The organism is Paraburkholderia solitsugae (assembly GCF_013177695.1).
GTDB classification, from domain to species: Bacteria; Pseudomonadota; Gammaproteobacteria; order Burkholderiales; family Burkholderiaceae; genus Paraburkholderia; species Paraburkholderia solitsugae.
The window spans coordinates 71,190-95,706 of record NZ_WOEY01000101.1; the positions used below are offsets into that span (position 1 = coordinate 71,190).

A 24,517-nucleotide genomic window follows, 5' to 3' on the forward strand; every position below is an offset into this window, starting at 1 on the left:
TCCGAGCGAATGCTATTGTTGTCTGTGCATTCTTAATTGCTGCACTGTATGTGGCAAATGTTGCTCCACGATCGCACATAAGCATCGGAGAACAGACAATGTCCAACAGCAATACGGGGCGGAACCCGTACCGCGTCATCCGTATCGGTACGACAATGGCGGCACTCGGTCTCGCAGTGTCGGCCTACGCGGCGGGAGACCCCGTCAAGATCGGGGTGATCGGGGAGGAATCGGCGGTGGCCGGCGCGTCGATCACCAAGGCCGCTCAGCTCGCGGCGGACGAAATCAATGCGCACGGCGGCGTCGACGGCAGGCCGATCCAGATCATCGCTTACGACGACCACTCGTCGGCTTCCGACGGGGTGCGCGCGTTCCAGCGTGCCGCCACCCAGGACAAGGTCGTGGCCGTGATCGGCAGCTACATCAGCGAGGTGGCGCTCGCGATGGAACCTTGGTCAGCGCGCCTCAAGATGCCTTTCATTACGCCGGGTGCGGCAAGCAACGATATCTCCAAGCAGGTCCACGACGACTACGATCATTACAAGTACACCTTCCACGGCTGGATGACTTCGGCCTTCATCGCCCAGTCGATCTGCGACTTCTCGCATGACGTCCTGGTCGGCCAGTTCAAGATGAAGACAACGGTCGTGATGAGCGAGGATGCCGCATGGACCAAGCCGCTCGACGAGCGCTTCCTCGAATGCCTGCCGAAAGCAGGGCTCAAGGTGCTCGATCACATCCGCTTCAATCCGGATACGACAGACTTCACGCCGATCTACAACCAGATCGAAAGCAAGCATCCCGATACGATCACCACCGGCATCAGCCACGTGGGGGTGCAGCCTACGGTGCAGTGGCATGACCAGCAGGTGCCGATTCCGCTGGCCGGACAGAGTTCGCAGGCCACGACCACCAGCTTCTGGAAAGACACCAACGGCGCGACCGAAGGTGTCATCACGGCCTCCGCCGCCGCTCCCGGTGTGGCGATTACGCCGAAGACGGTGCCCTTCGTCGATGCATACACCAAGCAGTTCGGCGTGTCGCCGGCCTATTGCGGCTTCACGAGCTACGACCTGGTTTACATCCTCGCGGACGCGATCAGGCGCAACAAGGGCGCGACGGATCCGGACAAGATGGTCGATGCGCTCGAGAAGACCGATTACATCGGGACGATCGGCCGCTGGCAGTTCTACGGCCGCAACGACCCATTCACCCACGCGCTGAAATACGGTCCGGGCTACATCACCGGCATCGACCTGCAATGGCAGGATGGCAAGCAAGTCGCGATCTGGCCGAAAGCCCTGGCCAACGGAACCGTGAAGTTCCCGTCCTTCATCAAGCTGCAGCAGGCAAGCGCCAACTAGTTGCACAACGTAGATAAGGTAGATAAGGCCGGGCGCCGGGATTGTCCAGGATCCCGGTCGCATCTCAGGCAACGGATTCCGGCCCTTAGCCGAACCAAAGGGTAGCGTATGGTCTGGCTGCAAATTCTCATCGACGGCTTTGCCATCAGTTCTCTGTATGCACTGGGCGCGATCGGCTTCACGCTGATTTTCGGCGTATCCGGTGTCCTGAACCTGGCGCACGGCGGCGTGATGCTGGTTGCGGCGTTGATGGGCTGGATGTTGGCCGGCGAGGCCGGCCTCGGCACCTGGCTCGGCACGCTGCTCGGCGTCCTCGCCGGCCTGATCGCGGCGTACGTCACCTATCTGATGGTCGTGCGGCCGATTCAGCGTTCCTCCGCCATTCCGCGCGAGGAGAAAGAGATTTTCGTCCTGACCGGCACACTGCTGTGGGGCATCATGATCCAGCAGGGCATGGCCTACATCTTCACCGACAACCCGGTGACGATGCGCCCCCTGTTCCCGGGCGTCGCGACCATTGCGGGCGTGCGTACGCCACTCAACGAGGTGATGATCGCTGTCGTTTGCTGGGTCGTAATCGGCCTGCTCTGGTTTTTCGTCAATCGCACGCGGGTCGGCAAGGCGCTGCTCGCCGCATCGATGAATCCGCGCGGGCTGACATTGCTCGGCTTCGAGCTCTCCCGCGTCTATTTGCTCGCGTGGACCCTGTACGGTGTGCTCGCAGGCGTCGCAGGCGTGCTGCTTGCGTCCTTCCTTGGTGTCAGTTCCAACAACACGGGCCAGCTCACGGCAAGCGCTTTTTCGATCGTGGTGCTGGGCGGGCTGGGCAGTGTGTCGGGCTCCCTGATGGCCGCGTATGTGGTCGGCTATCTCGAGACCATCACCGCCTATCTCATCGCACCGACGCTGCGCCCCATGCCCGCGCTCGTGCTCCTGGTGCTGGTCGTCTATCTGCGGCCGCAGGGCTTCCTGGGGCGGCGCTAGCCGGAGGGCACAGTGACCAACCTTGTTCGCTCCCGGATGCTATGGGCCGCCGTATTGCTAGCGGTCGCGGCGGCCACGCTGCCCTGGTGGGTGTCCGGCTATATCCTGGGCATCCTCACTGTCGCCTATTACTTCAGCGTGTTTTCGATGGCTTGGGACCTGCTGTTCGGCTTCGCCGGCGAGGTCAACTTCGGTCCCACTTTCCTTATTGGTCTCGGCGCCTATACGGCCGCGATACTCGACGCGCGGTGGGGGCCACCGATTCTCGTCTGCATCGTCGCCGGCGGCCTTGTCGCGCTGGTCGGGGGGCTACTGTTGGCGGTGCCTGCGCTGCGCTTGCGCGGCCCGTATTTCGGTCTGATCACACTGGTCGCGGTGCTGTTGCTGCAGAACGCTATCGTGATCTTCGCGGGTATCACGGGCGACGAGATCGGCATGACCGTGCCTGACGTCATGTCCGTCAGCGCGGAGCAAAACTACTGGTATGCGCTCGCGTTTCTTGTGGTGTGCGCGATCATTCTGTTCGGCCTGTCGCGCTCGGCGATCGGCCTCATCCTGCAGGCGAGTGGTCAGGACGCCATCGGTGCGCAGGCGCTCGGCTTCAACGTGACCAAGCACAAGCTTGCGGCCTTTTGCATCAGCGCGGTGTTCTCCGGTGTCGCCGGTGCGATGTTGGTGTTCTACCAGGGCACGGCTTCCGTCAGCACGGTAGTGGACCTGGGCGTGGGCGTGCAGATCATCATTGCCGCTGTGCTTGGAGGCCGTCGCACCATCCTGGGCGCGGTGCTCGGCGCTGTGTTCCTGATCGTGGCCGGCGAGTTCCTGCGGCCGTTGGGCCAGATCAATACCTTCGTGGTCGCAGCCTTGGCGCTAGCGGTCATCCTGTTCTTTCCAGACGGTCTGCTCGGCAACCTGCTGCGCGTGAGAGAGCGCGAATGAGCGAAGCCTCCCGCCTCTCGGTACGCGGCCTGACCAAGCGTTTCGGCGGCCTGGTCGCGGTCAAGGACATCGGCTTTGACATCGAGGCCGGCGAGATCCTCGGGCTCATCGGCCCGAATGGGTCCGGCAAGTCGACCGTGATGAAGCTGATCATGGGCATTGAGCGGCCCAATGCCGGCTCCGTCAAAGTGGACGGCACGGAGATGGCGGGCTGGGCGCCGCACCGAATTGCCCGGGCAGGCGTGGGCATCGTCTTTCAACACTCGCGCCCCCTGCATCGGCAGACGGTGCTCGAGCACATCAAGCTGGCGCTCCTGCCCGACTCATTAATCAAGCTCGTCGCCGATCCGCATGTCAACCGCCGTGCCCGCGAAATCGCCGAGCGCGTCGAGCTTGGCGCAGTGATGCATCGTCATCCCGCAACCCTGCCGTTCGCGGATCTGCGCCGCATGGAGATGGCGAAGGCGATCGCCCGCGATCCCAAGGTCGTGCTGGTTGATGAGCCATTCGCCGGGCTTACCTTGGCAGAGTCGGAGTCGTTCGCCGCGCTGATCCGCAGTTTTCGCGCCGAGGGCCGCGCTGTGCTGCTGGTGGACCATAACGTCAAGAGTGTGGCCGCGTTGGTCGACAGGGCGCTTGCGATGTATCTGGGCGAGCAGATTGCGGAGGGTACGGCCGAACAGGTGATGCAGAACGAGACGGTGCGGCGGGTGTATCTGGGCGGCAAGATCGAGACAAGGGAGCGGGCGCGTAGCGAGGTGGTCAGCAAGCCAGCGATTCTCGAGGTGGAGGACCTCGGCGTGCTGTATGGCAAGGCGCGGGCGCTCGACGGCGTCAGCCTTCATGTGCGCGAAGGGGAATTCGTCTCGGTGGTGGGACTGAATGGCGCCGGCAAGACGACGCTGTTCAATGCCATTTCGGGGTTCGTGCCTTACCAGGGCGCGATCCGTTTCGGCGGACAGAATTTGCGAGGGATGAGCGGTGCAGCGATTGCGCGCGCGGGCGTGGTGCAATGTCCGGAGACCCGTGAGCTCTTTAGCGACATGACGGTGCGTGAGAACCTGGACCTTGGCGGATACCATCTCGCCGAAGCTGCGCGTTCGGATCAGTTGACGTGGCTCTTCGAGTTGTTTCCGATTTTGAAGTCGCGGCAGCGTCAGACGGCGCGCACGTTGTCAGGTGGCGAGCAGCAGATGTTGGCGATTGCCCGCGCGCTGATGATGCAACCCAGGCTGCTGATCCTGGATGAGCCGACCTTGGGGCTTGCGCCGGTGATCCTGGAGCAATTGTCGAAGGCGCTGGAGTCATTGCAGCGGACGACGCCGATTACGGTGTTGCTGGGCGAGCAGAACGTCACCTTTGCGTTGCCGCATGCTGACCGGGTGTACGTACTGGAGCATGGCCGGATCGTGTGGGAGGGCGATCCGTCGAGCTTTGAGCGGGAGATGGGACGCGGCTACCTGGAAACTGTGCCGGTCTGATTCGGCGGCAATGCCTGGTAAAGCATGTGGCGCCCCCGATGTCGGCCGGCTGCCGGGCAGCGCGAACGGGTCGAGAGCCAGGCAGCGTTCGGCTTCACGCAGGAATCGCTGTCGCCTCTCGCGAAGGTGGCTTGTTCGGCAGTGAGCGGGCCTATCACTGTCGATGGACGAACGTCGGCTTCGGCCGATGATTTTCGGGCTTTGCCGGCGACGCTTACCCCCTCCGATTCACCCGAAGGCTCGCGAGCCCGCGGTAGACCGGATTCCTGTTCCAGCGCGGCTTCGCCTCCACGAGTTCCAGCTCCGGCCAACGTGCGAGAACAGGCGCTGGAAGGGACACAGCGCCTGACGCGCCCCTTCGCTGCCCCGCATGACCCAACCTCCCGTGCGGCGCGCGGAGTAGAGGGGATCGCGCAGCACGCTCTCTACATCCTCGCGTCTCGTGAGCAACCAGGCGCCGCCGAAAAACTCCTCGCTCCAGTGAATCGGGCCAGCTTCGCGCAGTGCACGATATGCGGGGTAGGGATCGTTCAGGAAAGCGGCGTCGACAATGGGGCGGCAGTGGCGGCTGATACTGCGGCGGCCTCGGCGCGCAGCGAGGCAAGGGGGACGATGGCAATGGGTTTCATGATTATTCCGTTCTACGTAGCTTTTTCAGGCGCTTGGCGCCTGACCGGCGATGGTGACGCGCTGCCCATAGCGGTTGAGCGGGTAGTAGTCCCAGACCGCGTGATGTTGTGTGCATCGGTTGTCCCAGAGCACCATGGAGTTCTGCGTCCAGGGGATCCGACAGATGAGTGACGGGGTTATCTCGATCATTCGGTAGAGCATCTCGAGCAAGCACCTGCTCTCGTAGCCGGTGAGCTGAACGATATGCGAAGTAAAGCCCGGATTGACGAACAGCAGCTTGCGGCCGGTCTCGGGATGCCGCACCACGATCGGGTGTTCGGCGGTCGGGAAACCGCCTTCGGGCACTTTGTGTCGATAGCGGCCAGCGTAAGGAATGGCGCCGTCGTGAATGGCGGTCATGCCCTCGAGCAAACTCTTGAGTCGATCCGACAGCATGTCGTAGGCGAGGTACATGTTGGCGAACATGGTGTCGCCGCCGATGCCTCCCTCCGGCATCTGCGTGACGTAGAGCATTGAGCCCATTGGCGGTTCGGCATCGCACGACACATCCGTGTGCCAGCCTTCGCCTGCCACTGTCTTCGAGTGCTTGCCAGCCTTGACCTCGAAGATCTCCGGGTCCTTGCCGGGTTTTACGGCGTTGAGCGGATGCACGTGCAACGCGCCGAAGCGCCGGCCGAGACGCTTGTGCTGCTCGGGCGTCATCTGCTGGTCGCGGAAGATGACGACCAGATTCTCCAGCCACGCATGACGGATCTCGTCGAGCTGTTGATCCGAGAGTTCGGTGGACAGATCCACGCCGCTGATTTCCGCGCCGATCGTGTGCGTCAGCGGCTTGACGCTGATGGTTTCGTAGTGCCGGCGAGGGCGGTTGTTCCACGCCTCAATGGCGTTCAATCCATAGTCATTCATTGGTTGCTTCCTTTCGTGATGCCAGGTAGGTGTCTCGTAGGGTGTTCTTCGTGACCTTGCCCGCGCCGTTGCGCGGTAGCGCGTCGACAAACTCCACCAGGCGCGGCTTCTTATAGCTGGCGATGCGCTCTGCGCAGTGGCGCTGCAGTTCTTCGGCCGTGGTCGTCGTGCCGGTGCGCGTGACGACGAAGGCCGCGACCGTCTCGCCCCACTCGGCGTCAGGCAGCCCCAGCACCGCGACTTCCGACACTGCGCCATGACTGATAAGAGCATCTTCGACTTCGCGCGAGTAGACGTTGAAACCGCCCGAGATGATCATGTCCTTGTTGCGGCCAACGATGTACAGGAAGCCGGCCTTGTCGAAGTAGCCGAGATCGCCCGTGTAGTACCAGCCGTTACGTACCGTTTCGGCGAGCAGTTCGGGCCGGCGCCAGAATTGCACCTCACCGATGCCACGATATTCGATCGTGATTTCACCGATCTCGTCCGGCGGCAGCGCGGCGCCGCCGGTATCGCGGATCACGATGTGTACGTTGGCCGTCGGCCGTCCGCAAGACAGCAAGCGGTGCTCGTGCACCCCATCACCGGCCAGATGATCGTCTGGGTACAACACGGTCAGCGGTTGCGCCGCCTCTGTCATGCCGTACTGTTGGCGCAGGATCGGCCCGAACGCGGCGATCGCACGCTTGATGAGCGCGGGCGGCGTCGGTGCCGTACCGTAGTGGATGCGCCGCAACGATGACAGGTCCGCCTTCGCGCCGTCTTCCACTGCGTCGACCAGGCGGTTCAGCATCGTGGGCACGAGCATGATATGGGTGATGCGGTACTGCTCGATCAGCGTGAGCATCGCCTCGACGTCGAACTTGTCTTCGATCACGTTGCGCGCCCCGCTCAGGTAGCAGGGCAGCAAATGGACTCCGGCCGCGTGCGTCAACGGGCCGACGTGCAGCATCGCGTCGTCCGGACCGAGCGAATACTCCATCGCGTCGAAATGATTGGTGAGGCGGGCTTGCCAGCGCGCCAGCGAGTAGGCCACCCCCTTGGGCTTGCCGGTCGTGCCCGAGGTATAGGCGAGGCGTATCAGATGTTCGGAGCCGACCTCGATTGCGGGCGCTGTCTCGCCCGCGGTGCGGACAAATGTCTCGTAGTCGATCGTGCCCGGCGCCGACCATCCGAGCGCGATAACGTGTCTGAGCGACGGCACCCTGGCTGACGACGGGCGGGCTGCGAGCCGCGCGCCGACGTCGCGGAACTCCGGGCCTACGATAACGACGGCTGCTTCGCAGTCGTTGAGGATATCCACCTGCTCATGCAGTGTGTGGCGGGCATTCAGCGGCACGTAGGTCAGCGCGGCCTTCTCCGCTCCGAAGAAGCTATCTACGGTCTCTTCCGAATTCGCAAGCAGTGCCGCGAGGCGCTCGCCGGGCTTCAGCCCGAGCGAAATCAGAGCGTTGGCCAGGCGGTTGCTGCGTCGTTCGACCTCATCGAACGTGATGTTGCGGCCCTGAAAGACGAGGGCGGTTCGGCTCGCGTGCTGGGCAGATGCCCAGGAGATCATGCGGCCCGCAATCTGAGTGCTCATATAAAATTGTCCGAATGTCTACACCAATAGGCGGCAAAACACCGGAAAACCGGTGCGGTATGTCAGCCTTGCTGAAGATGCTTCACGGCTGCGACGCGCGACGCCTCGACGAGGCCCTCGAGAGCCGCCGCGGCGAGGTCGGCGTTGCCGGCCTCAAGGGCGATCACGAAACTGCGCCAACTGGCGGCCGACTGTGTGCGGCGCTGCGGTTCGCGCAATCCGAGCCGCGTATATCGCGCTGTCTGGTTGACGAGCGACTCCAGCATCTCCACCAGCCGATGGTTGTCGCAAGTGGCGAGTATCAGCCGGCTGAGCAGCAGGCTGATTTTCGCGTGTTCTTCCGTCGCGCTCTCCTGACCGCCAAGCGCTTCCAAAGTACGAACTTGCTGATCCACCGCCTTGATCAGTGCCGGCGGCGCAGGGCATATCTTGCGAGCAAGCAGGCCGATGAGGGAGCGCCGAACCTCGAAGAGGTCGTTGACTTCCTTCGCGCTGAGTTGCGTGATGTGCGCGCCGCGTTGTGGCAAGATGCGCACGACCCCGCTCTTTTCGAGGATCCGCAGCGCTTCCCGGATCGGGCCGCGACTGACCTGAAACTGCGACGCCAGCTCCTGCTCGCGCACGCGATCGCCTGGCTGGTAGTCGCCTCGTAGCACTGCGTCGGTGATGCTCTCGGCGATCTGCTCCGGCATGGTCAGGGGCCGCGGGCTGCCGCGTCCACCGCGCGCACCGTTGGGGATCGCAACATCGGCAATGTTGTCGTCAGTGGTCGACATGATTCCGTTTGGCTTATATAGGGTTGTAGCACTACAGTAGCAGTCTATCATAACGTATTCGTGTTGACAATATTACAATGATCCACGAAAGCCAAGCTGACCGCGGAGCTGGCGTCCACCAAGGCGCCAACCCGGGACGCGTGACCATGAAAATCATGGGAGCACGGCCTCGTTGACACCCTGGGGCGTCGGGGTCTTGCGACACAGGCGCCGCGCCGCCATCAGGAAGAACAGCGCCGACGCGATGGCCACGATATCGGCTCCCAGCAGTACCTTCGTGAGCGGCGCGCTCACGCCGGCGCGCACCAGCGCGTCGCTCACCGAGCCAATGGCAAAGCTGCCGATGGCGGCCGCGAAGATGTTGATCAGCAGCATGCAGCAACCGGTAATCGTCGAACGCATCTGCGGCGGGGTCAGGCTCTGGATGACGGTGATGGCTGGTCCATACAGGGCCAAAGGGAGGAAGGACCCCGCGCACATCCCCGCGTAGAACAGCGGGGAGCCGGCCGGCGTCAGGCGGTAAGCGATCATCAGCGGTGCTGCCAGCAGCACGAGTATCAGCATGAACGTAGCGAGCCCGCCAGGGAGGCGGCGCGCATAGCGGTCGCCCAGCGCGCCACCGGCCAGGGAACCCAGCGTGCCGAAGACGATCTGCAGCAGGCCTATCGTCCTGGCGATGCTGGCGCCATCGAAGCCACGCTCACGCACCAGCCATAGTTGCGAGAACGAAAGCCCGGCCACGACCATATGAACCAGCACGAACCCAACGATCGTCAGCGCGATGGTCGGGTTCCCTCGCAGCAACGCAACGACGGCGCCCACCTGCGCGACGAAAGGTTCGCCGCGCGCGTCTTGCGGCTGTTCGCCGCGGCGCTCGCGCAGCAGCGATAGCGGTATCGCGATGGTCATCCCAATTGCGCCCAGCACGAGAAAAGTCGTGCGCCAGCCATGCTCGGCGCCAAACGAGCCGGCGAGCAGGAAGCTACAGCCGATGCCAACCGGAATGCCCATGAAGAACAAGCCAATCGCCGCGCTTCGCCGCTGAGGGGCGAAGACTTCATACAGCAGCGCCACGGCGGCCGGGATCAACGCGGCCTCGCCACTGGCGACGAGAAAGCGCGCTGCTACCATCTGCCCGAACGTGTGTGCCGTGCCGGAAGCCGCGGTGCATACGCTCCAGATGATGAGACCGACGGCGATCAGGCGGGGGCGGCTGAAGCGGTCGGCGAGTGTTCCCATGAGCACCGACATCACGCCGTAACTCAAAACCCACACCGCGCCGACCAGGAAGCCGTACTGCGCGTTGCTGAGCGCCAGGTCCCGCGTGATCTGCGGCGAGAAGCCCAGCAGCATGTTGCGGTCGATTTGTCCCAGAAGGTGAATCGTCAATAGCGTGGCGAGCACGGCGCCCGGCCTGTTCTTCCAGTTCATGCGTGTCTCCTTTTCGGCGACATTGGCCGAATTCGTATGATTGTCTACACATTGGCCCCCAAATACCTTGGCAGAGCCGTGCGTCCTCAGTCGTGTTCGATCACCGCGAGGTCCTGGCCCTCACGCACCGCTTCGCCTTCCTTGACGAGTACGGAGATCAGGCGGCAGGTCTCGGGTGCTATCACTGGAATTTCCATCTTCATCGATTCCAGTGTCAGAACAACCTGATCTTCATCCATGTTGTCGCCGGGTTGCGCGTCGATCTTCCAGACCGTGCCGGTGATTTCCGATTTGATTGCTCGTTGGGTCATATTGGTTCTTGGTAAAAGTCAGAAGTAGGTCGGCCACGCCCGCATTTCATGCAGTCCTACACCGGCGCTTCTCGAGCGCCGATGGGTGCGGAAGGCCTCAATCAGGAAAGAACGTGTCTGCTCGGGTTTGATGACGGTCTGCACGCCGAACGCACCGGCCAGCGCATAGGCCGAGGTGTCTCGCACCAGTTCAGCCTTTAAGGCTTCGAACCGCTGTGCGTCTTCGTTGCGACTGACACCGTGCAGCACACCGACTGCGACCTCGGGATCCATGAAGCTCACATCGGCGCCGGGCCACGCGGCCACTTCGTCGCTGTTGCGACCGCCGCCCATGTTGATGTAGGCCTGCCCGAAACTCTTTCGCAGGATGACCGAAACCTTGGGTACGGAACACAGTTGAACCGCGTGAATCATGTTCATGATGTGCGCCGGTGCGGCCTTACGCTCGCCCTCCAGGCCGACCAGGAACCCCGGCGTGTCGACGAGGAACAGCACGGGAATATTGAATGAATCGCAGAGCACCAGAAACGAGGTGACCTTGCGGCACGCGTCGGGGTCCATCGCGCCGGCCTTGAACATCGGATTAGACGCCACGACGCCGACGCTCTCACCGTTCAGGCGCGCGAGGCCGGTGACCGCGGCGCGCCCGAACCGATCCTTCAGCGGGAAGAAGCTGTCGCGGTCGACGATAGCGGGGATGACCTTGCGCATGTCATAGGTCTTTGCGCGCGCGGCGGGTACCAGTTCGGTGAGGGGCTCGCTCAAGGGTTCGACGTCGGCGCCCGCAGTGCGGTGGGGCGCCGGCTCGCCCGAATGCGAAGGCAGGTACGACAGGAAGCGTCGGATTGCGCCCAACGCTTCCTCATCGGTCGTCACCACCATGTCCACCAGGCCGGTTTGTTCCGCATGCAGCCGCCAGCCGCCGAGTTCTTCCGGATCGATCGCTTCGCCGATGGCTGCGGACGTCACGCGCGCGCTCGACACGGCGAGAAACGCGCCCTTGCGCATCACGACGAAGTCCGACAGGCAGGTGTACCACGTCGACGACCCGAGACACGGGCCGAGCACGGCGCTGACCCAGGGGATCTCGCGGCGGCGGCAATATTGCTGAGGGTCGAGGCCGGCTTGCGCCATCGCTTGCGCGCCGAGCGAATCGGGCACGCGTGACCCCGACGACTCGCCCAGAAAGATCAGCGGTACGCCGTTGCGCGTCGCGGTCTCCTTGATCCACGCGATCTTGCGCATGTTGGTGCTCGACGAGGACGCCCCCTTCACGGTCATGTCATTCGAGACCACGGCGACGCGACGCTCGTCGATCCGGCCGAGGCCGGTGATCTTGCCGTCAGCCGGTGTCGACTCGCGATCCGCGGCCACTGCCGACGTGGCAAGCATGCCGATTTCTTTGAACGAACCTTCGTCGAGCAGACGTTCGACGCGTTCCCGGGCGTTCAGCGCGCCGGTCACGCGCCGCTGCTCGAGCTTGGCGCTGCCCCCCATCGCCAGGGCATGGCGCAGGCAAGCTTCGAATTGTTCAGACTGTTCTGAATAGGTAGCGGTGGTCACAGGGGCTCCGAAAGAGGTGTCGCAATGATGGCAACAATAACAGCAAGTCTTATTGTTGACAATGACACAATCTGTAAATATCATTGAGTTAAGGGTAGCCACGGGCACGACACTGAAATGAATATTGAGACGAACACCGTAATGAAACGCGTTCTGGTCACGGGTGCGGCCGGCTTTATCGGTCATGCGCTGGTGCAACGCTTGCTCGGCGAGGGGCTCGGCGGGCGTGCGGTCGCCCCTTTGTTTGGTGACAGTGATTCGAGTTTCACGACCGCAGAGTCCGAGGCGCTCGGCTTCGTTCACGACGGGACCCCTTCGCGACTGATTGTTCGCGCCATGGAGAATTGAGAGATGTCACTGACACACACAGACGTCACCCGGATCCTCGAGCTGCTCGATCGAGCAGCCGAACTGGATTCGCTGGAGGTCAAGCTGGGCGACTTTGTCGTTCAGGCAAGCAAGCCCGGTGCCGTCGCCCCGGACAGCGCGGCGGTGTTTCAGCCCGCTGCGTCGGCTTCGCCGGCGGCCACGCTAGTGACGCCGAACGCTGCACCGCCCGCGGAAACTGCGGTGCAGATCCCGGAAGGCATGGTCGCGATCCGCGCCCCGATGGTGGGTACCTTCTATAACAGCCCGCGCCCGGGCGAGCCGCTGTTCGTCGAAGAGGGCGGGGTCGTCGAGGCTGACACGACCGTTTGCCTGGTCGAGGTCATGAAAATGTTCAATTCGGTGGAGAGCGCCACGCGCGGCATCGTTCACAAGGTCCTGGTCCGTAACGGCGAACTGGTGCAGCACAACCAGGTGCTCATGCTGATCGCGCCGCTTCCCGCCTGACCGAAACGAGGAGAGTCACTCATGGTTCCAGTCGTCAAGCACGACATCCGGCGCGTCTTCGTCGCCAATCGCGGCGAGATCGCCGTGCGTATCATTCGCGCCTGCCGCAGCCTCGGTATCGAGACGGTCGCTGGCCTCTCCGAGGCGGACGTCGAAAGCCAGGCCGCGCGCCTCGCCGACCAGCACGTCGTACTCGGCCCGCCCCCGGCTTCGGAGAGCTATCTCAAGATCGCCAATCTGGTACGCGCTGCGAAAGAATCGGGCTGCGATGCGGTGCACCCCGGTTACGGCTTCCTTTCTGAACGCCCGGCGTTTGCTCGCGCCTGCGCTGAAGCGGGGCTCATCTTTATCGGCCCGTCGCCCGAAGCGATCGACGCGATGGGTGACAAGATTACCGCCGTGGGCCTCGCCGCCAAGGCCGGCGTGCCGCGCGTGCCGGGCTCCGGCGCGTTGGCCGACCCTGAAGCCGCGCGCCGGATCGCCGCGGACATCGGTTATCCGGTGCTGATGAAGGCGACCGCGGGCGGCGGCGGACGCGGCATGCGCGTCGTGCGCTCCGACGACGAGGTCGAAGCCGCGTTCAAGTCGGCATCGTCGGAAGCACAATCGGCCTTTGGCGATGCGACGCTCTACGTCGAGAAGTTCATCGAGAAGGCGCGGCACATCGAGATCCAGGTGATGGGCGACCAGCACGGCAACGTCGTGCATCTCGGCGAGCGCGAATGCTCGACCCAGCGCAGGCACCAGAAGCTTATTGAAGAGGCACCGTCGCCGTTCCTGTCGAATGACATGCGCGTGCAGATGGGCGAAGCAGCGGTGGGCCTCGCGCGTAACGTCGGGTACTTCGGAGCCGGCACCATCGAGTTCGTGGTCGACGACAGGGACGGCAAGTTCTATTTCCTCGAGATGAACACCCGCATCCAGGTCGAGCACCCGGTCACTGAAGAGGTGACGGGGCGCGACCTGGTGGCCGAGCAGATTCGCGTCGCCTGTGGGCTGCCGCTGTCGTTCAGTCAACAGGACATTGTGCTCGACGGTCACGCGATCGAATGCCGCATCAATGCCGAGGACCCGGATAAAAATTTCCTGCCACGGCCCGGACGTATTGATCGGTGGCAGCCACCGTCGGGCGTTGGCGTGCGGCTCGACACGCATTGCCATGAGGGCTACACGGTGCCGCCGTACTACGACTCGCTGATTGCCAAGCTGATCGTCCATGCGCCGACGCGCGCCGACGCGATCGCGCGAATGAGCCGGGCGCTGGCCGACTTCCACATCGAAGGTCCGGCTACGACGATCGCGTTCCACGAGGCAGTCCTCGAGCATGACGATTTTGCGAAGGGCCAGGTCACGACCCGCTGGGTCGAAGACACTTTTATTCCGGCCCGTAAGGCGGCGCTGAAGGCGGCCAAGGCCGTGGAGGTGCAATCATGATCGCGCGCGCTCAGTTCTCCGATGTGAGCTTGACCGACGGACAGACCGTCACCTGGTCGGGCGCGCTGACCACGGCGATGGCGCGGCTTCCGCTCGCGCGAATGGCGGGAACAGGCCTCGCTGAGGTCGAGGTCATCAGCACCACTACATTTCGTGAGTGCCTTGCCCGCGACGAGGATCCCTGGCAGCGCGTGACGGCATTGCGTGCGGCCGCCGGGCCGCTGGTACTGCGGGCACGTCTGGACCTCCTGACCGAACACGGCGGCCGCGGTGCCGACGTGCTGTCACCCGACGTCGGCGCGGCCTGGATCGCCGAGCTCGCTGCGCGTGGCATCGCGCAGGTGGTCATCGTCGATCCACTGTTGCAGCGCGACCGGTTGCGCCCGATGTTCCTCGCGGCGCGCCGGGCCGGTGTCAGTGCCATTGGTGTGCTGCCGTACGACGCCGCCGAGCGGCGCACGAACGCGTGGTACTGCACGCAGGCCGCGCATCTTGTGGCCGACGGCGCCGAGCGCGTGATGCTGCGCGACGAGGCCGGCGTGCTGACGGTGGACCGCATCGCGACGTTGATCCCCTTGCTGCTTGAGACGCTGCGGGCAACGCCGTTGCAATTGCATACGCGTTGCCAGACCGCGCTCGCACCGCAGGTCGTCATCGAAGCGGTGCGCCTCGGCGTGGCGGGCATCGACACGGCACTGCCGCACGTGGCCAACGGCGCGTCGGTGCCGTCGCTGACGAGACTGGTGCGCTCGCTCGCGCTGCTCGGCGTCGACGCCGAGGTGCCGGACATGGCCGGTGTCGCCGAAGCCGACGCGGAGCTGGCGCGGATTGCCGACGCTGAGGGATTGCCGGCGGGTGCGCCCTGGGTGTTCGACGTGGCGCTGTATGTCCACCAGTTGCCGGGAGAAATCGCGGCGCAGGCAATGGACGCGTTGACCCAGTCCGGCCAGCTTGCCGGGCTGCATGCATTCGCCGAGGAATGCGCTCGCGTGCGCGCCGAAGTCGGGAACCCACCGATGGTCGCGCCGTTCGCCGGACCCATCGCGGCCCAGGCGTGGCAGCACTACAGCGGCATGGCGCGCTATGCCGAGCTCCAGCCCGGTCTGCGCCGCATCCTGCTTGGCGCCTACGGGCCGGTCGATGGCGCATTGGATCGCGGACTGCAGCAACGCGTCGGAGCGCTGGAGAAGATCGAATGCAAGAGCCTCGAGGACATCCGCCGCTCGATGCCTCTTCTTGATGATGCTTCGCGCCTGCTGGCGCATGCTTTCGCGGCAAACCCGTCGTCACTGCCCCGTGCGTCGAGCGCCGCCGAACTGACTTATCGGCCGGCCTCACCCTGGGACCGCCTGGCGCTTGGGCTGGTCCAGCGCTCGCAGCGTTACGCATTCCTGAGCGTGACGGGCCCGGGCGTCGATATCCGCCTTCATCAGTGCAAGGAGTAGCCTCAATGTTCGAACACCTGAAGAGTCTCGTTGCGGCTCAGACCGCGCGCACTGGCAAGCGCCGCACCATCCACCTGACAGACGACACGTTGCGCGATGCCCAGCAATGCCTGTGGGCCACCCGCATGCGCACTGAGCACATGCTGCCCATCGCCGAACGCATGGACCAGGCCGGCTTCGTCTCGATGCAGACGATCGCGCTGGTCCAGTTCGATGCGAGCGTGCTGTTCCTGAACCAGGACCCGTTCGAGCGCATCCGCCTGCTGCGTGAGCGGATCACCCGCACGCCGATGCGTGGCGCCGTTCGTAGCAACCTGATGCGCGGTTTCTTTCCGGTGGCCGACGACATCACCGACCTTTTTGTCGAACGGCAGATCGCCAACGGCATCCGCGAAGTTGCTGTTTTCGATGCCTTGCTGTGCTCGGACAATCTCGCCTCGAGCATCGGCACGGCACATCGGCTCGGCGCCAATGTGACGCTCGGACTCGGCTACAACATCGCGCCCGGTTATGACGACGCGCTATATGCGCGGAAAGCGCGCGAAGGCGTCGAGCGTTTCGGCGTACAGGCCGTCGCGCTCGGCGATGCGGCCGGCATCCTCACGATCGACCGGGTCCGCACGCTCGTGCCGGCGCTGAAGCAGGCGATCGGCGACAAGCGGCTCGAATTCAACACCCACTGCCTGACCGGGCTCGGGCCATGGCTCGCGATCGAGGCCGCAGTGCACGGCGCGGACAGCATCCTGACGGCGGTCGATCCGCTGGCTAATGGCAACTCGCTGCCGGCCAGCCAGATGATTGCGCGCAATCTGCGCGAGATCGGCTTTGATGTCGTGGTCAACGACGGCTTGCTCGACGAGGTTGGCGACTACCTCGGCACAGTGGCGCAACGGGAGCAGCAACCGGTCGGGGTGCCTGCCGAGTACGAACCCAGTCACTACGTCACCCAGTACGCGGGCGGCGCGATGAGCAATCTGGAATCGCAACTCAGGCAGGCCGGGATCGCCGACAAGCTGCCCGCCGTCCTTGAAGAGATCGGACGGGTGCGCGTGGAGTTGGGCTCGCCGATCATGGTCACGCCCTATCCGGCGATCGTTGCGGCACAGGCGGTGATGAACGTCCTCAACAACGAGCGCTACAAGGTGGTGCCTGACGAAGTGAAGAAATACGTCTGCGGCTATTTCGGCGAGTTGCCCTTGCCCGTGGACCCCGACGTCAAGGACCGTATCCTCCAGAACGGCTCCCGCGATGTCGCGCTCACGCCAGCGCCGCTCGAGCCGGTGGTGCCGGGTCTTCGCAAACGCTACCCGAAGCTGGACGACGATGCCTTGCTGCTGCGCTATATGTACGGCGACGAGAAGATCGACGGTCTGGCACCCACGGGTAACGGCGACGAGTTCAGCGTGCGCAATCCGCTCGCCGATCTGGTCGCAGGACTCGCACGGATTCGACGACGCGTCCAGGTCACTGGCGCGACCTTTGGAGCCCGCACATGAGCCGGCCGTTGCCCCAACCGACCGCGGAGACCGCGCCGTTCTGGGCCGCAGCCAGGGCGGGCAGGCTCGCGATACAGCGCTGCACTGCCTGTGCACGGCATCAGTTCTACCCCCGACCGTTCTGCACCGTCTGCCTGTGCGACGACATGGAGTGGATTGACGCCTGTGGCCGGGGACGAATCTACACCTACACGATCTGCCGCATTGCCGCCAACCCGGCGATGGCCGACAAGGTGCCTTACGCGATCGCGATGATCGACCTGGCCGAGGGTGTCCGCATGCTCACCCAGATCGTCGATTCCGACCTGGATCAGCTTAGCGTCGGCGCGCCGGTCGAAGTGGTGTTCGAGTCGATCAGCGACGACATCACGCTTCCTCAATTCAAACTTTCGGTGGCTTCATGATTACAGACTCGTTCGATGCCGGCGCGGTGAAGTTTCCCGACCGCGTCTGCCTCCAGGATTCGAACACCCGGCTCACCTACCGGGAGGTGGAGAGCGATTCGCATGCGGTCGCCTTCGCTCTGGGCGAACTCGGCCTCGGCGACGCCCATGTCGGTATCCTGACGCCGAATAATCTGATCGGCTTCGTCGCGATGCTCGGTATCCTTCGTTCCGGCGCCACTTACGTGCCGCTGAACGGCCGCGACGCCGTCGACGACCTGATCTGGTTCATGCATTTCACCGACGTGAGTGCGCTCGTGTGCCACGCGCAATTCGCACCGCACCTGGCGCGCATTCGCGAAGGCGTACCGACGCTGAAGGTCGTGATCGGCCTCGACGAGCCAGTTGAGGAAGGCGGGCCGTGCATCGCCGACTGGAGCCGCGCCCACGCCGGCCGCCGCGTCGCCGTGCGTAAGCCGCTCGATGCCGTGGCGCAGATCAAGTCGTCCGGTGGCACCACCGGACGACCCAAGGCCATCATGCAGACACATCGCTCGCTGCTGACGGCCTATCGCATCCAGAACCAGTTCACCGTGCCGGTGAAGGAGCCCGTGCATCTGGTGGTTGCGCCGCTTACGCATGCGGCGGGGGCCACCACGATGGCGATGGCGATCTTCGGCGCACGCAACGTGCTCACGCCGTCGCCTGACGCCGGTGGCATCCTCGAGGCGATCGAGCGCGAGAAGGTCACGCACCTGTTCCTTACGCCGACCATGATTTACCGGTTGCTCGCGCATCCGGACGCCAGCCGTCGCGATGCTTCGTCGCTCGAATGCGTGATGTACGGCGCCGCGCCGATGTCGGTGGAGAAGCTGCGTGAGGCACTGGCCTTGTGGGGGCCGGTGTTCTTCCAGGCCTATGGACAGGCAGAAGTACCGGGCGTTATCACCTGCCTGTCACGCTCTGACCATGACGTCGGCGACAATCCGAAGCACCTGAAGCGCTTGAGTTCGGCGGGCCGGCCCACGGGCGCCTGCGAAGTGGCGCTGATGGACGACGACGGGCGCATCGTCGGCGTGGGCGAGCGCGGCGAGATCGTGGCCAAGGGCGAACTGGTGTCGCCGGGGTACTTCAACAACCCGCAGGCCAATGCCGATGCGCACCAGTTCGGTTGGCATCACACCGGCGATATCGGAGAGTTCGACGCCGACGGTTACCTGTACATCGTCGACCGCAAGAAGGACATGATCATCTCCGGCGGGTTCAACATCTATCCCGGCGAGATCGAACAGGTGATCTGGGGTCATCCGGCCGTACAGGACTGTGCCGTGGTTGGCATACCCGACGAGGATTGGGGGGAGCGCGTCACCGCGGTGGTCGAGCTCAAGCCCGGCCAGTCGGTCAGCGCCCACGAACTGATCGCGATGTGCAGGCAGCGCCTGGGCAGCACCAAGGCTCCTAAGGATGTGGTGTTCTGGGACGCGTTGCCGCGCAGTACGGTCGGCAAGGTGCTCAAGAAGGACATCCGCTCGCAGTTCGGCGCGAAGAGGTAGGCGGCGATGAAGAAGCATGCACTCGCTCACCAATATGCGATCGTCGGCATCGACGAGGCCGGGCTCGGCAAGGCCGGCCCTGGAGACACGGCGCTCAGCCTGCAATGCCGCTCCGCGCGCGGCGCGATGCTCGATGCCGGGCTCACGCCACACGACATCGATGGCGTGTTCGCCTACTGGGACGACCGCGCGGCCGGGCTGTTGGTTACCGAATACCTCGGCCTTAAGCCACGCTACGTTGACAGCACCCTGGTGGGCGGCCAGTCGAACATCACGAACCTCGTCCACGCGATCGGCGCCATCGAGGCCGGCCTGTGCAACGTGGCGCTGATCACCTACGGCAGCACGCAGCGGCTGGACCGCAGCCGACGGACGGGCGGCCATGCTGCCGACCCACGCTCGCCCAACGGCCAGTTCATCCAGCCCTATGGAATGCTGAGTCCAATCGGGTTCTACGCGATGCAGGCGCAACTGCACATGCATCGCTACGGCACGAAGCCGGAGGACTTTGGCGAAGTCGCGCTGGCCGCTCGCAAGTGGGCGCAGCTGAATCCGAACGCGGCGGCGCGTGAGGACCTGACGATGGAGGCGTACCTGGCTGCGCCGATGGTGTCCGATCCGCTGCGCAAGTACGACATCTGCCAGGTGACCGACGGTGCCGGAGCGATGATCGTGACGCGTGCAGACCGCGCGCGCGACCTGAGGAAGCGCCCGGTTGTCGTACGAGGCTTCGACGATGCGTATCTGCACCATACGACGCCGCTACGCAGCAACGACTGGCTCGACGACGGTATTCTCGCGACGTGCGGCGCCAACGCACTTGCGATGGCGCAGACGAGCCGCAGCGACCTTGACGTCGTGCAGATCTACGATGCGTTCACGATCAACGTCTTGCACGGCCTGGAGGCCTTGGGCTTCTGCGCGCCGGGCGAGGCAGGCGCGTTCGTGCGCGACGGCCGGATCGCGCCGGGCGGCGCATTCCCACTCAATACGTCGGGGGGCGGGCTGTCGTTCAACCACTCCGGACAATTCGGCATGCAGCTGATGATCGAGGCGGTCCGGCAGATACGCGGCGAGGCTGGGGAGCGCCAGGTGAAGGATGCGCGATCGTGTCTGGTGCAGGCCGGCGGTCTCGTCATGTCCGCGTACATGGTGATGGTCTTGGGCGCCGACTGAACAGCTGCTCGCGGTATCGAGGCCGGACACTGAACCCGTCGTGTCTGCCGATGCGGTGTTTCGTCGTGCTACTGGCAAGGAGTTGACAAGCTGCCCGTGAGGGCAGTTTGAGGACTATCCGTCACTGTCGTCTGATGGCAGTTACGGATTACATTGTGAAGGTGGATCTGGCAGTTACGGGTTGAGCATATAAATTAATTAGGAGACGGAATGAAGTTGAAAGGAATCGCTGTGGCCGCGGTGGCCGCAATCGGAACTTCGGCGTATGCCCAGTCGTCGGTGACGCTGTATGGCGTTATTGATTCCGGTCTGCTGTATCAAAGCACCTCGGCTGCCTCGTTCAGCCCGGCGGCCAAGAACCTCGGGAAGGTCTATCGCTACAAGGACGGCGGCATCTATTCGAGCTTCTGGGGCATGAAAGGCACCGAGGATATCGGCGGCGGCTACCACGTCAACTTCAAGCTGCAGGGCGTGTTCGACAGCGGCACTGGCAAATTCGGCCTCTCTGATACGGCGGGTGTTGCGGCGCAGTTCAATCAGGTCGCGACCGTCGGCCTCTCCGGCCCGTTCGGTTCGGTCAACATGGGTCGCCAGATCGTGCCGATGGCCTACGCGATGGCGGAGACCGACGTTCGCGCGGGCCAGTACTTCGGCAGTATTCTGACCGCGTGGCTGGGCATGAACACGGCGGCGGGCTGGCCGGGCACCAGTACCAACGGACCGATCGGTGCGCTGTACGACAGCAATGCGATCGTCTACCAGTCGCCGAGCTTCGGCGGCGTGAGCGGCGCGCTCGAATACGCGCCAGGGGGCGTCGCGGGAAGCTTCCAGGGGGGGACACGCGAGTCGGCAGTGCTGAAGTATTCGAACTACGGGCTGAAGCTGTCGGCGGTGTACTACAACGGTCATGACACGAACCCTGGCCCGACGACGGTCCCAACCGGGTTAGACAACAATCGCTTTTGGTATCTGGGCGCGCTGTACACCATCAAGGGCTTCTCGGTCTCGGCGTCGTACAGTAACGGCAAGAATCCCGCGCACTCGAATCTGGTCGACCTGGACCTGTATTCTGTCGGGCTCGGTTATCGCTTTACGCCGGCATTCCAAATCACGAGCGGGCTGTATTACCTGAAGGACAAGAATAACTCGGCCAACAAGTCGACTGAGATCGCCGCGGGAGCCGAATACAGCCTTTCCAAAGCCACACTGGTTTATGCGCAGGTCGGCTACGTGAAGAACAAAGGCGATGCGACCACAACCATCAGCTATGGCGCGCCTGCGGCGCCCGGCATGGGAACCACTGCGGTCAACATCGGTGTGCGTCACTCTTTCTGATCGAACCCGGGACCGGCTCGCACACCCTTCGTATGCGAGCCGGTCCCAGCAGCGCGCCGGGACGGCCGCGTGCGAGATCAAGGCGCAAATCGGCGGCGCGGCGTCCAGAGTGGAGAGCCGCACGAGGACCACACGCTGAACAATGCCTGCAGCGCCATCGCCTTCGTCTGCGACGGTACCAGCATTGGATTGTTATTGACAGATTAGTCCATAACAAATAATCTCGAGTCATGGCTAGACCTAGAGAGTTCGATCGAGAAGAGGCACTGGACCGCGCTACGCGCGTGTTCTGGGCGAAAGGCTACGCCTCAACTTCAACTGAGGACCTGCTCGCTGCGATGAAAATTGGGCGACAGAGCCTCTACAACGCGTTCGGTGACAAACGAAAACTCTACCTGGAAGCGCTGGAGCGCTATCAACGGGAAAGCACCACGGGCCACCTGGAGCGTTTGAACGGCGCTGCGTCGCCGGTAGACGGTATGGAAGCGCTTTTGCTTGGCCTCATTGCCGAAGACGAGAGCGTTCGCGCACTTGGGTGCATGGGTGTCGGCGCTGTCGGTGAATTTGGGGCTGCGGATCCGGAGCTTGCGGTGCTACGGAGCAAAGTGGGACCAAGGCTGTTCAGACGCCTGACTGAACGCGTCCGTGAGGGGCAGGCATGCGGAGAAGTCGATCCCACCATCGACGCCCGCGAAGCCGCCGCCTTTCTACAGATGACGATGCAAGGCATTCAGCTCGGCGCCCGCGCGGGCGCCGACGCAAAGAGCCTGCGCATGTTGGCCAGGTTTGCAATCAACCGCCTTAGATCGCGCTAGGCAACGAAAAACGTGGCGCGGCTTACGCGCACCCTTTTATGGACTGATCTGTCAAGAAAGGAGACGGAAGTGAACGAGAGTCGCAAACTTACGGGAAAGGTTGCCATTGTCTTTGGCGGTTCGCGAGGCATTGGTGCGGCGGCAGCAAGACGCCTGGCAAACGAGGGGGCCGATGTAGCGGTGACCTACGTGTCGGCGCCGGAGCGAGCGGCCGAAACGGTTTGGGCGATAGAGGGCGCCGGACGGACCGGCCTTGCCATCAAGGCAGACAGCGCTGATCCGGCAGCGATCGAGGCGGCTGTCGCGGCGGCCGTGAATCGCTTTGGGAGACTGGATATTACGGTTGTCAACGCAGGCATCCTGTTGCTTGGCGACGTCGCGACGGTGAGCGTTGAAGATCTTGACCGGATGCTGAACGTCAACGTGCGTGGCGTCTTTCTCGCCATCCAGGCTGCGGCTGCGCGTCTCGCTGACGGTGGCCGGATGATTACGATCGGCAGCAACACTGCGGTGCGAAGTGGGCATCCGGGCTCGAGCGTTTACTCAATGACGAAGGCTGCAGTTGCCGTCATGGTGAAAGGTATCGCTATCGACCTCGCGGGCCGTGGCATCACAGTCAACAACATTCAGCCTGGGCCTACTGTAACGGATATGACGGTCGATCATATCGAGACGATCAAGCCGCTCATTCCGCTCAAGCGTGCGGGAGATCCGGACGAGATTGCCGGTCTGGTTGCCTACCTCGCCAGCAAGGAGTCCGGCTACATGACGGGCTCCAGCATCACCATCGACGGTGGCATGGCGCTATGACTGCCCGCTGACGGTCCGGGGTCGTCAAGAACCAGTATTCACGACAGCGTTTCTACGACCTGCTACGCCGAAGAATAGCCATGAAAGAGACCTCCGCATCGGGATCGATAGTTTCCGATTGGCTAATGTTCCGTTCCGCTGATTCTCGAACAAAGTCTGTGTAGCTTTTCGAGGATGGAATCAGCGGAAGCGGTCCACATGAATGGTTTGCAGTTTTCGTTGTAGTGGGAAACGAACTGATCGATACGCGTGATCAGTTGTTTGACCGAGCCAAACGAGCCTCTGCGGATGGCCTTGTCGGTGATCAGCGCAAAGAAGCGTTCGACCTGGTTAAGCCACGAACTGTAGGTCGGAATGAAATGCATGTGCCAGCGGGGCTTTGCTGCCAGCCACGCCTTGACCTTGGGATGCTTGTGACTGCCATAGTTATCCACGATGCAGTGCACTTCGAGTTCGGCCGGCACGGCCTTGTCGATTTCGCGCAGAAACGACAGGAACTCCTGATGCCGATGACGCGGCTTGCAGGTGGCGAGCACCGCGCCATTGAGTACGTTCAGGGCGGCGAACAGTGTCGTGGTGCCGTGGCGAACGTAGTCGTGCGTGACGCCTTCGACATAGCCGAAGCCCATCGGCAGCATGGGCTGCGTGCGTTCGAGCGCCTGGCATTGGCTCTTCTCGTCCACGCACAGGACCAATGCATTCTCGGGCGGGCTCAGGTACAGGCCGACCACGTCGCGAAGTTTCTCGATGAAGAATTGATCGGTCGAGAGCTTGAAGCTTTCGCTGCGATGCGGCTGCAGGCCCAGCAGCTTGAAGTAGCGGTGCACACTCGTCGGCGAGATAGCCGTTTCGGCGGCGATCGTGCGCACGCTCCAGTGCGTGGAGCCATCCGCTGGCTTGGTGTGCAGGGTCTTGTGAATCAGTTGAGCCAGCCGCTCATCGTCAATCGTGCGCGGCTTGCCAGGACGTACTTCGTCATACAGCCCGTTGATGCGATGCTCCAGGAACCGGAGACGCCACTTGCCCACCGTGGCACGCGTGAGCTGAAGACGCAGGGCAATTGCGCTGTTGGGCTCCCCGGCAGCAGCAGCCAGCACGATGCGCGCACGCGTCACCAGCGCCGCCGAAATCGAGCGCGAACGCGCTATCGAAGTCAGTTGCGAGCGCTCATCTTCACTCAACACCAGTTCGGCCTTCGGTCGTCCCATGGGCATGCTGGTATCTCCCGTTCCATCGATACAAGCATGCTACGTGAACATAGATTAG

22 protein-coding genes are annotated in these 24,517 nt (G+C 63.4%); 15 read left to right on the top strand and 7 right to left on the bottom strand.

All coding sequences use genetic code 11. The features are described 5' to 3' along the window. Positions 1-98: 98 nt before the first annotated feature. The 4 genes from GNZ12_RS25785 to GNZ12_RS25800 all read left to right on the top strand — a co-directional run bounded on the left by GNZ12_RS25785 (position 99) and on the right by GNZ12_RS25800 (position 4,768). Entirely contained in the window at positions 99-1,364 is a 1,266-nt protein-coding gene (locus GNZ12_RS25785; RefSeq protein ID WP_172315013.1) for an ABC transporter substrate-binding protein, read from the top strand. 108 nt (positions 1,365-1,472) lie between these two features. After that, complete coding sequence (locus tag GNZ12_RS25790; protein WP_172315015.1) at positions 1,473-2,348, top strand: branched-chain amino acid ABC transporter permease; 876 nt, start codon at positions 1,473-1,475, stop codon at positions 2,346-2,348. Positions 2,349-2,360: 12 nt separating this feature from the next. Next, positions 2,361-3,287, top strand: coding sequence for a branched-chain amino acid ABC transporter permease (locus GNZ12_RS25795; RefSeq protein WP_172315017.1), 927 nt, complete (start codon positions 2,361-2,363; stop codon positions 3,285-3,287). After that, a complete protein-coding gene (locus GNZ12_RS25800; RefSeq protein ID WP_172315019.1) occupies positions 3,284-4,768 on the top strand; it encodes an ATP-binding cassette domain-containing protein in 1,485 nt (494 codons plus the stop codon). Before GNZ12_RS25795 ends, GNZ12_RS25800 begins: the two co-directional genes overlap by 4 nt. 654 nt (positions 4,769-5,422) lie before the next feature. Here GNZ12_RS25800 and GNZ12_RS25805 read toward each other — a convergent pair. The 6 genes from GNZ12_RS25805 to GNZ12_RS25830 all read right to left on the bottom strand — a co-directional run bounded on the left by GNZ12_RS25805 (position 5,423) and on the right by GNZ12_RS25830 (position 11,970). Further along, positions 5,423-6,307 carry a TauD/TfdA dioxygenase family protein gene (locus tag GNZ12_RS25805; protein ID WP_172315021.1) on the bottom strand — a complete coding sequence of 295 codons (885 nt, stop codon included), beginning with the start codon at positions 6,305-6,307 and terminating at the stop codon, positions 5,423-5,425. Beyond that, complete coding sequence (locus GNZ12_RS25810) at positions 6,300-7,889, bottom strand: AMP-binding protein (protein ID WP_172315023.1); 1,590 nt, start codon at positions 7,887-7,889, stop codon at positions 6,300-6,302. Before GNZ12_RS25810 ends, GNZ12_RS25805 begins: the two co-directional genes overlap by 8 nt. A 62-nt stretch (positions 7,890-7,951) precedes the next feature. Then, complete coding sequence (locus GNZ12_RS25815) at positions 7,952-8,665, bottom strand: GntR family transcriptional regulator (protein WP_172315025.1); 714 nt, start codon at positions 8,663-8,665, stop codon at positions 7,952-7,954. Between the two features lie 153 nt (positions 8,666-8,818). Continuing rightward, positions 8,819-10,096, bottom strand: coding sequence for an MFS transporter (locus GNZ12_RS25820; protein WP_172315027.1), 1,278 nt, complete (start codon positions 10,094-10,096; stop codon positions 8,819-8,821). An 86-nt stretch (positions 10,097-10,182) separates the two neighbouring features. Continuing rightward, entirely contained in the window at positions 10,183-10,407 is a 225-nt protein-coding gene (locus GNZ12_RS25825) for an acetyl-CoA carboxylase biotin carboxyl carrier protein subunit (protein WP_172315029.1), read from the bottom strand. A gap of 18 nt (positions 10,408-10,425) precedes the next feature. Next, positions 10,426-11,970, bottom strand: coding sequence for an acyl-CoA carboxylase subunit beta (locus tag GNZ12_RS25830; RefSeq protein ID WP_328806072.1), 1,545 nt, complete (start codon positions 11,968-11,970; stop codon positions 10,426-10,428). Positions 11,971-12,087: 117 nt separating this feature from the next. Here GNZ12_RS25830 and GNZ12_RS43945 point away from each other — a divergent pair, with 117 nt between their 5' ends. The 11 genes from GNZ12_RS43945 (at position 12,088) to GNZ12_RS25885 (ending at position 23,251) form a co-directional block, all read left to right on the top strand. Then, positions 12,088-12,318, top strand: coding sequence for an NAD-dependent epimerase/dehydratase family protein (locus tag GNZ12_RS43945; RefSeq protein WP_216673355.1), 231 nt, complete (start codon positions 12,088-12,090; stop codon positions 12,316-12,318). A gap of 3 nt (positions 12,319-12,321) precedes the next feature. Beyond that, the gene (locus tag GNZ12_RS25840; protein WP_172315031.1) at positions 12,322-12,804 is read left to right on the top strand and encodes an acetyl-CoA carboxylase biotin carboxyl carrier protein; all 483 of its coding nucleotides are present in this window, start codon (positions 12,322-12,324) and stop codon (positions 12,802-12,804) included. 21 nt (positions 12,805-12,825) lie between these two features. Beyond that, a complete protein-coding gene (gene accC, locus GNZ12_RS25845) occupies positions 12,826-14,238 on the top strand; it encodes an acetyl-CoA carboxylase biotin carboxylase subunit (protein WP_172315033.1) in 1,413 nt (470 codons plus the stop codon). Beyond that, the gene (locus tag GNZ12_RS25850) at positions 14,235-15,683 is read left to right on the top strand and encodes a hypothetical protein (protein ID WP_172315035.1); all 1,449 of its coding nucleotides are present in this window, start codon (positions 14,235-14,237) and stop codon (positions 15,681-15,683) included. The genes accC and GNZ12_RS25850 overlap by 4 nt, the downstream gene beginning before the upstream one ends. Positions 15,684-15,688: 5 nt before the next feature. Continuing rightward, entirely contained in the window at positions 15,689-17,179 is a 1,491-nt protein-coding gene (locus tag GNZ12_RS25855; protein WP_172315037.1) for a carboxylase, read from the top strand. After that, on the top strand, positions 17,176-17,583 hold the full coding sequence (locus GNZ12_RS25860; protein WP_172315039.1) for a Zn-ribbon domain-containing OB-fold protein: 408 nt from the start codon (positions 17,176-17,178) through the stop codon (positions 17,581-17,583). Before GNZ12_RS25855 ends, GNZ12_RS25860 begins: the two co-directional genes overlap by 4 nt. After that, positions 17,580-19,115 carry a class I adenylate-forming enzyme family protein gene (locus GNZ12_RS25865; protein ID WP_172315040.1) on the top strand — a complete coding sequence of 512 codons (1,536 nt, stop codon included), beginning with the start codon at positions 17,580-17,582 and terminating at the stop codon, positions 19,113-19,115. Before GNZ12_RS25860 ends, GNZ12_RS25865 begins: the two co-directional genes overlap by 4 nt. Positions 19,116-19,121: 6 nt before the next feature. Then, positions 19,122-20,291, top strand: a complete 1,170-nt coding sequence (locus tag GNZ12_RS25870; protein ID WP_172315041.1) for a thiolase C-terminal domain-containing protein — start codon at positions 19,122-19,124, stop codon at positions 20,289-20,291. A 210-nt stretch (positions 20,292-20,501) separates the two neighbouring features. Continuing rightward, on the top strand, positions 20,502-21,626 hold the full coding sequence (locus GNZ12_RS25875) for a porin (RefSeq protein WP_172315042.1): 1,125 nt from the start codon (positions 20,502-20,504) through the stop codon (positions 21,624-21,626). Positions 21,627-21,856: 230 nt separating this feature from the next. Further along, positions 21,857-22,441, top strand: coding sequence for a TetR/AcrR family transcriptional regulator (locus tag GNZ12_RS25880; protein ID WP_172315043.1), 585 nt, complete (start codon positions 21,857-21,859; stop codon positions 22,439-22,441). Between the two features lie 69 nt (positions 22,442-22,510). Continuing rightward, the gene (locus GNZ12_RS25885; RefSeq protein ID WP_328806073.1) at positions 22,511-23,251 is read left to right on the top strand and encodes an SDR family NAD(P)-dependent oxidoreductase; all 741 of its coding nucleotides are present in this window, start codon (positions 22,511-22,513) and stop codon (positions 23,249-23,251) included. 122 nt (positions 23,252-23,373) lie between these two features. On the opposite strand, the gene GNZ12_RS25890 is transcribed toward GNZ12_RS25885, so the two are convergent. Then, positions 23,374-24,465 carry an IS630 family transposase gene (locus GNZ12_RS25890; protein ID WP_172315044.1) on the bottom strand — a complete coding sequence of 364 codons (1,092 nt, stop codon included), beginning with the start codon at positions 24,463-24,465 and terminating at the stop codon, positions 23,374-23,376. Positions 24,466-24,517: the final 52 nt, after the last annotated feature.